This window comes from Kitasatospora sp. NPDC005856 (genome assembly GCF_040629945.1).
Taxonomy (GTDB): Bacteria; Actinomycetota; Actinomycetes; order Streptomycetales; family Streptomycetaceae; genus Kitasatospora.
In genome coordinates this window covers 58,661-65,655 of sequence record NZ_JBEXWT010000051.1, presented here as the reverse complement: position 1 = coordinate 65,655, position 6,995 = coordinate 58,661, and the positions used below count along the sequence as shown (strand labels likewise).

The window sequence follows — 6,995 nt, the reverse complement described above, 5'->3', positions numbered from 1 at the left end:
TCTCCGAAGTGAACCGGTCACCGGTCAGCTGCATACCGTCACCGGAATCACCGGCGAAACGAATGATCACCCGATCGAGTCTGCGGATCGGCTTGGAACCGCTGGCGGCGGAGGCCGAGGCCTCCCGCACGGTGCCAGTCATGGCTGTTCTCCAGACGTTGCGGATTGAGTCGGACGGATCCGACAGGTGCCCCGCCCTGCTGGGCGGGGCCCGGTACCGGTCGGGAGGCGTCCCGGGGGTGTGGACGCCTCCCGACCGGGTCGGGACCGCAGCCGCTCCGGAGCGGCCGCGGGGTCAGTTGGCCTTCGCCGGCTCGGCCTTGCGGCCGCTCAGCAGGGCCGCGATGAGCACGAGCAGCACCAGGCAGATGCCACCGAGCACCCACAGGACGGTGTGGAAGGCGCCGTCGTAGGCGTTGACCAGGAGGTCGGTGAAGCTGCCGCGCTGCGCCTCGGCCACCTGTCCGGCCGGGCCGGAGATGTTGCCGCTGGCGACGGTCCCGGCCACGGTGGTCGGGTCGCCGGCGCCGGCGTAGTCGGCGATGCTGTCCTTGGTCTTGCCGCTGATGACGGTCGCGAGCAGCGAGCCGTAGATGGCGACGGCGATGGCCTCGCTGCCGAGGCGCATGGTGTTGAGGAAACCGGCGGCCATGCCGGCGCGCTCCGGGGCGACGAGCTCCAGGGCCTTGCCGTCGACGAGGCCGGCCGCGAGGGCGTAGCCGGCGCCGGTGATCAGCATCGGCAGGGCGACCAGGCCGAGGTTGACGTCCGGCGCGTACAGCTCGAGGCCCGCGGCGCCGACCACCAGGAAGACCAGGCTCAGGTAGATGATGCCCATCGCGGAGACGCCCTTGGCGACGAGCTTGGCGGCCACCAGCGGCAGGATCAGCATCGGGACGGTCAGCATCAGCATGATCACACCGGCCTTGCCGCTGGAGTAGCCGGCGGCGGCGGTGAGGTAGCTGGGCAGGTAGGTCAGCATGGTGACGAAGCCGAAGGAGCCGGCCACCGGCACCAGGCAGAGCGCCATGAAGCGGCGGTTGGTGACGATGCTCAGGTCGAGCATCGGGTGGTCCTTGCGCTTCTCCACCGCGGCGAAGACCGCGAGGGCGACGATCGTCCCGGCGAACAGGCCGAGCACGCCCGGGCTGGCCCAGCCCCACTGCGAACCCTGCGCGATGCCGGTGGTGAGCAGCAGCATCGCGAGGATGAACAGGGCGGAGCCGAGGACGTCGATGCGCGCACCCTCGGTGCGGGTCTCCTGGACGGCGCGGCTCATGGTCGGGACCGCGAGCAGGACCAGGGCCAGCACGATCACGTGCACCGCGAACACCCAGCGCCAGCCGGCGTTCTCGATCAGCGCGCCGGACAGCGACGGGCCGAAGGAGACGCCGATGCCGGCGACGGTGCCGAAGAGGGCGAACGCCCGGCCGCGGGCGGGGCCTTCGAAGACGGTGGAGAGCATCGCCGCACCGCAGGAGAAGATCGCGGCGCCGCCGATGCCGGCCAGGGCGCGGGCGACGTCCAGCAGGATCACGTTGCCGGCGAAGACGCTGACCAGCGAGGCGACCGCGTAGATCGTGGCGCCGAGGGCGAAGGCCCGGACGCGGCCGATGATGTCGGCGATGGACCCCCAGGCGAGGGTGAAGCAGGCGAACGCCACGTTGAAGGCGTTGACGACCCACTGGAGGGGCACGAGGTTCGCGTCGAGGTCCGAGCCGATGTACGGCAGCGCCACGCCGGTGCCGGAGATGGACGTGGGGACGACGAAGACGGCCAGCAGGACGGCGACCAGGATCAGCGTCTGGCGCTGGCGCCCTGACGCCTGGGATCCGTCGTCTTCCCCGACGAGGGGGGATTCGGTCTGTGCAGCCATGGTTGGGGAAGCTCCCGTTCCGGAGGGCTCCGAACCTTAGGTTCGGTTCTTATAGAACCTAAGAGTGGCACGAGGCGGAGGTATGATGCAAGTCAAACCTGGCCTGCGATGGTGGCCGGCGAGCGAGAGGGAGGCGAAGAGAGATGGTCGACGCGGAGGGCCACCCCGACCGGGACGAGATGGAGCTTTCGGCGATCCTGAACGCCCTGTCAGATCCCCTGCGGTACAGGGTCATCCAGGAGTTCGTGGGTCTGCCGGACGGCACCGAGCGGACCTGCCTGTCCTTCGGACTCGGGGTGTCGAAGTCCACCCTCAGCCACCACTTCCGGATCCTTCGCGAGTCCGGACTGGTGCTGCAGATCAACCGGGGCAACAGCAGGAAGGCGCACCTGCGCCGGGAGGACCTGGAGACGCGCTTCCCCGGGCTGCTCGACCTCATCAGCCGAAACCCGCCACCCGGACCAGGTCCGGCGAAGGACGCAGCCGGCGACGCGGAGGCGGACGCCGGAGCACCATCGCGGTCACGATCAGGCCGTCGCGGGCGAGCCACCGGCCCGTCAGCCGGGTCGAGCGGGCCTCCTGCCCCGTTGGACCCGGAAGTCTGACCCGGGCCCGGAAGGTGCCGTCCCGGGGATCGACCGTGATCAGCGCGTCGTCGAAGCCCAGCGGCCCGACCAGCGGGAAGCACGCCTTGTAGACGGACTCCTTCGCGCTGAACAGCAGCCGGTCCCAGGCCACTTCCGGCCGCCGGTCGAGCAGGGTCTCGACCCACGCCCGCTCCGCGGCGAGCGACACCAGTGGCAGCACGTCCGGGTTGCGCAGCCGCTGGTTCGGCTCCGCGTCGACGCCGATCGCCAGGATGTCGCGCGAGGAGGCGACGGCCGCGGCGTGGTACCCGCGGGTGTGGGTCATGCTGCCGGTGAGTCCGCTCGGCCAGACCGGCTCGCCCGAGCGACCCCGAAGGATCGGGGCGGGCGGCAGGCCGAGCTGGACCATCGCCTGCCGGGCGCAGTCGCGGATCGTGGTGAACTTGGCCCGCCTGGCGGTGGCCATCGGGGCGGCCCAGGTCTCCTCCTCGGGGAACAGGGCCGTGTCCTGCGCGGAGTCGAACGAGTCGGCGCCGACGACCGGCTCCGACAGCAGCTCCTCGATCATGCGGTGTCACGTCCTTCCTGGCCGGAGGTCATGCGACCCCCCGGAGGATCTCGCTGCGCAGCCGCTGGACGTCCCCGGAGGGCTCGACGCCCAGTTCGCGGTTGAGCAGGGTGCGCAGCGACTGGTAGGCCCCCAGCGCCTCGACCCGGCGGCCGGAGGCGTGCAGGGCGCGGATCAGCTGGGCGTGCCGCCACTCGTTGAACGGCTGGGCCGCGACCAGCATCCGCAGTTCCTCGACGACGTCCCGGTGGCGCCCGCGGTCGAGGTCCGCCTCCAGCCGGTGCTCGATCGCCCGCTCGCGCAACCCGCCCAGTTCCGCGGCGAGTTGCTCGATCACGGCGCCGTGCCGCACGTCAGCGAGCACCGGGCCGCGCCACAGCGCCAGTGCCCGGCCGAAGATCTCGGCGGCCGAGTCCACCCGGCCGGCGTCCAGCAGTTCGGTCCCGTGGGCGCACAGCAGCCGGAAGGCCGTGGCGTCCACGCACTCCTCGGGGATCTCCAGCCGGTAGCCGTACGGCTGACTGGCGATCCGCGGCTTGCAGTCCTGCGCGACCGGGAGCGCGGCGAACCACTTCCGCAGGTGGTAGATGTGGGTGCGGACGGTCATGACGGCGGTGGCGGGCTGATTCTCCCCCCACAGTTCATGAGCCATCACGTCGATGTTCACGTCCTCGTTCGCCCGCAGTGCGAGCAGGGCCAGTACTTTCCGAAGTTTCGGCCCCCGAAGTGCGAAGGCCCGGTCGGTCAAACGGAATTCCAGTGTGCCCAGCACATCGACACGCATGACGTCCGACATGTATCCCCCGTGGTTCCCGCGCGACGGTCGGGATCTCGTCCGGCCCCCCGGCCGACACTCGACGAAAATATCGGTCCCGAACCGCGGGACTCAATGGAACTGCTCCTCAGGTGCAACCCCGGATACGTCCAAAGGAACATGCCGGGTGACATGCCCGGGCCCCGCCTGCCAGCAGACGGGGCCCGGGTGCGTCGACGCGGGAGGGGTCCCCCGCGGGCACCGTGCGGCTACCAGCGCACCGGCAGCCCGGTCGGCCGGCGCAGCAGCGCGCCCTCGTCCCAGACCAGGTCGGCCGGGTCGCCGTCCAGCTTCAGCGTCGGGAACTCGCGCACCAGACGGCCGAGGATCTCGGCGATCTCCAGGCGGGCCAGCGCCGCGCCCAGGCAGTGGTGCATGCCGTAGCCGAACTGCAGGTGGCGCTTGCCCTTCCGGTCCGGGTCGATGACCAGCGGGTTCTCGTACACCTCGGGGTCGCGGTTGCCGAGGAAGGCGTCCGCGTAGACGAGGTCGCCGGCGTGGATGGTTCCCTCGGAGGTCACCACCTCGCGGTGGGCGACCCGCGGGAAGGTGGACATCCGGCCCAGCGGGACCAGCCGGATGATCTCCTCGACCAGCTGCGGCATGACCTCCGGCTCGGCGACGGCGCGCTGCCACAGGCTCGGCGCGCTGAGCAGCACGTGGGCGGCCTTGGCCAGGACCGAGAGCACGTTCTGGTCCACCGACACCACGGCGGTGAAGATGATGCCGACGAGCTCCTTGTCCTCCAGCGGCGGCTCGGTCTCGTTGCGGCCCTGGATGAACTTCTCGATCAGGCCGCCCGGGACGTACGGGCGCTTGCCGGCGACCATGTCGGCGACGTAGTTGTACGCGGTGAAGAAGTCCTCCACCAGCTGCGGCACGTCGTCGTGCAGCGCCATCTGGATGGTGCGGGAGTGCGGGCGGAAGTACGCCACGTCCTCCACCGGGATGCCGAGGAAGTGGCAGGTCAGCTCGATCGGCACCCGGTCCAGGACGGCGGTGTACAGGTCGGGCCGCTCCTGGGCGCGCAGCTCGGCGAAGCTGCGGGTGATCGCCTCGTCCAGGTACGGGCGCAGCTTGGCGACCGCGTTGGCGCTGTAGTCCGCGGTGACGAACCGGCGCAGCCGGGAGTGGTCCTGGCCGTCCAGGTTGATCAGCATCTCGGGCGGCAGGGTGGTGGGGAAGAAGGTCGGGCCGCCCTCGACGTTGGTCTCGGTCCGGCCGTAGGACGGGTCGGTCAGCACCTTGTGCACGTCCGCGTAGCGGGTCAGGTGCACGGCCTTGTGGCCGCTGGGAATCGCGATCTGCGGCAGGCCGCCGTCCGAGCGCTCGGTCACCGGCGTGTACAGCGGCGTCGGGTCCAGGCCCGGGATGTCCGTGACCGAGACGGACGCGTCGAGTGAGGTGGTCATGGTGGGGCTCCTCCGGGAGGTCCGGCCGGTCGGGATCAGAGCAGGTCGGTCAGGCCGGCGAGGCCGGTGGCGGCCCGCAGGTCGGCGAGGGTCTGCTCGTCCTCCTGGAAGAGCACCGTCTGCCAGCCCTGGGCGCGGGCGGCGGCGAGGTTCTCCTCGACGTCGTCGATGAGCAGGCACTCGGCGGGGGCCACGTCGGCGGTCTTGGCGGCGATCTCGAAGATCTCCGGGTCGGGCTTGCGGTGGCCGACCTCGGAGGAGTCGATCAGCACGTCGACCTCGCCGACCGGGGCGATGATCGCCTTCCAGTACGGGCCCCACTCGGTGACGTTGTTGGACAGGACGCCGACGCGCAGCCCGTTCTCCTGGATGTACCGGTACGCCCGGACCATCACCGGGTTGGCCACGATGCCGTCGAACCACTGCCGGCCGAAGGTCTCCAGCTCGGCACGGGACAGGTCGATGCCGGGGTTCTGCTCCGCCAGCACCCGGGCCAGCCGGCGGCCCCACTCGGGCTCGCTGATCACGCCGACCTCGACGGGCGCCATGGTGGGCAGGCCCATCTCGTCGGCGACGCCCTTGATCGCGGCCTTGAGCTGGCGGGGGGTGATGCCGGTCTTGACCTCGTACGCCTCGTAGATGCGCTCCAGCGGCGGGGACAGGACGCCGCCGAAGTCGAACCAGACCATGGACAGGTGGGACATGGGTGTGCCTTCCGAAAAGGGTGGTGGGGTGAGCGGGTCAGGCGAGCGTGACGGAGACGGAAGCCACGGCCTCGTCGCCCTGCACCGCCCGCAGCAGGTAGGAGGTGGCGCCGCGGTCCGGGTCCGGTGCGGCGGTGAGCCGGACGGTCTGGTCCAGTTCGGCGAAGCGGTCGAACGAGCCTTCCAGCCGCAGCACCCGGCCCGCGCCCTCCGCGCCGTCGGCGAGCAGCAGCGCGCACTGGCGGGCGGCCTCGCTGAAGACCATGGCCGGGACGTGGTCGTACGGGTGGTCGTACATGCTGCGGTTGCGGAAGGTGCGCGGGCTGAGCACCGCGCTCAGCCCGCCGTCCTCGCGGCGGACGTCGTCGAGGACGGCGTTCACCGGGTCGAGGCGGTGCACCGAGGCCGGCTCGACCGGCTCGCCGATCGGGTCGGCGGGCAGGCCGAAGGCGTTCGGCACCTCGCTGCCGCGCTGCATGTAGCGCAGGTTGTGGTACTGGTCGGTCGCGGTCGAGCGGACGTCCATGGTGAGGTGCCCGAGCGGCTTGCCGTCCAGGGCGAGGTCCATCGCGAACTCCAGCCGGCGCAGCCGTCCGCCGCGCTCGTGCCGGCCGGTGACGTCGCCGGCGATGGCCAGCTCGCCCGGGCGGGTGCCGCAGGCCAGCGCGTCCCCGTCGGTGATCTCCAGGGACCAGGCGGTCACCATGAAGGTGGTGGCGGCCGGGACGCCCTGGTGGAGGTGGGCCGCGGCGGTCACGGACTGCCGGCACGCCTCCAGCACGAGCAGCACGTCGTGGTGGTCGAGACGGCCCGGGTGGTCCCGGAAGTACCCGTGGGACAGCGGCAGTTGGGCGGCGGCCTCGAACCGCCGCCCGTCCACCGCACGCGATCCGGTCAGGAACACCTCGGAGAGCGACCAGCGGTGCACCAGGCTGCGGGGGACGGTCTGCTCGTACGCCAGCGGGGCCAGGACCTCCTCGGCCTGGTCCGGGGGAGCGAGCAGAGACGTGCTTTCCATGAGAGATCTCCAGATC

At 71.2% G+C, this 6,995-nt stretch carries 6 protein-coding genes and 1 pseudogene; 1 reads left to right on the top strand and 6 read right to left on the bottom strand.

Annotation, left to right across the window (positions count from 1 at the left end):
- Nucleotides 1-295: 295 nt before the first annotated feature.
- Nucleotides 296-1,876, bottom strand: a complete 1,581-nt coding sequence (locus ABZ449_RS26610) for an MFS transporter (protein WP_360350709.1) — start codon at nucleotides 1,874-1,876, stop codon at nucleotides 296-298.
- Between the two features lie 143 nt (nucleotides 1,877-2,019).
- On the opposite strand from ABZ449_RS26610, the pseudogene ABZ449_RS26605 reads away from it, so the two are divergent.
- Nucleotides 2,020-2,220 (top strand): annotated as a pseudogene (locus ABZ449_RS26605) (helix-turn-helix domain-containing protein); the annotation flags it as partial.
- 94 nt (nucleotides 2,221-2,314) lie between these two features.
- On the opposite strand, the gene ABZ449_RS26600 reads toward ABZ449_RS26605, so the two are convergent.
- The 5 genes from ABZ449_RS26600 to ABZ449_RS26580 all read right to left on the bottom strand — a co-directional run bounded on the left by ABZ449_RS26600 (nucleotide 2,315) and on the right by ABZ449_RS26580 (nucleotide 6,979).
- Nucleotides 2,315-3,031 (bottom strand): 4'-phosphopantetheinyl transferase superfamily protein, encoded by a 717-nt coding sequence (locus tag ABZ449_RS26600; protein ID WP_360350706.1) that lies wholly within the window; start codon nucleotides 3,029-3,031, stop codon nucleotides 2,315-2,317.
- A 28-nt stretch (nucleotides 3,032-3,059) separates the two neighbouring features.
- On the bottom strand, nucleotides 3,060-3,683 hold the full coding sequence (locus tag ABZ449_RS26595) for an AfsR/SARP family transcriptional regulator (RefSeq protein WP_360350703.1): 624 nt from the start codon (nucleotides 3,681-3,683) through the stop codon (nucleotides 3,060-3,062).
- 371 nt (nucleotides 3,684-4,054) lie between these two features.
- A complete protein-coding gene (locus ABZ449_RS26590) occupies nucleotides 4,055-5,257 on the bottom strand; it encodes a cytochrome P450 (protein ID WP_360350700.1) in 1,203 nt (400 codons plus the stop codon).
- A gap of 35 nt (nucleotides 5,258-5,292) precedes the next feature.
- A complete protein-coding gene (locus ABZ449_RS26585; protein ID WP_360350697.1) occupies nucleotides 5,293-5,961 on the bottom strand; it encodes an HAD family phosphatase in 669 nt (222 codons plus the stop codon).
- Between the two features lie 37 nt (nucleotides 5,962-5,998).
- Nucleotides 5,999-6,979 (bottom strand): AfsA-related hotdog domain-containing protein, encoded by a 981-nt coding sequence (locus ABZ449_RS26580; RefSeq protein WP_360350694.1) that lies wholly within the window; start codon nucleotides 6,977-6,979, stop codon nucleotides 5,999-6,001.
- Nucleotides 6,980-6,995: the final 16 nt, after the last annotated feature.

What these genes read in the sequence shown, in the direction of transcription:
- ABZ449_RS26580 (WP_360350694.1), bottom strand. Translation starts at nt 6,979, where the DNA reads ATGGAAAGCACGTCTCTGCTCGCTCCCCCGGACCAGGCCGAGGAGGTC.
- ABZ449_RS26585 (WP_360350697.1), bottom strand. Translation starts at nt 5,961, where the DNA reads ATGTCCCACCTGTCCATGGTCTGGTTCGACTTCGGCGGCGTCCTGTCC.
- ABZ449_RS26600 (WP_360350706.1), bottom strand. Translation starts at nt 3,031, where the DNA reads ATGATCGAGGAGCTGCTGTCGGAGCCGGTCGTCGGCGCCGACTCGTTC.
- ABZ449_RS26590 (WP_360350700.1), bottom strand. Translation starts at nt 5,257, where the DNA reads ATGACCACCTCACTCGACGCGTCCGTCTCGGTCACGGACATCCCGGGC.
- ABZ449_RS26610 (WP_360350709.1), bottom strand. Translation starts at nt 1,876, where the DNA reads ATGGCTGCACAGACCGAATCCCCCCTCGTCGGGGAAGACGACGGATCC.
- ABZ449_RS26595 (WP_360350703.1), bottom strand. Translation starts at nt 3,683, where the DNA reads ATGGCTCATGAACTGTGGGGGGAGAATCAGCCCGCCACCGCCGTCATG.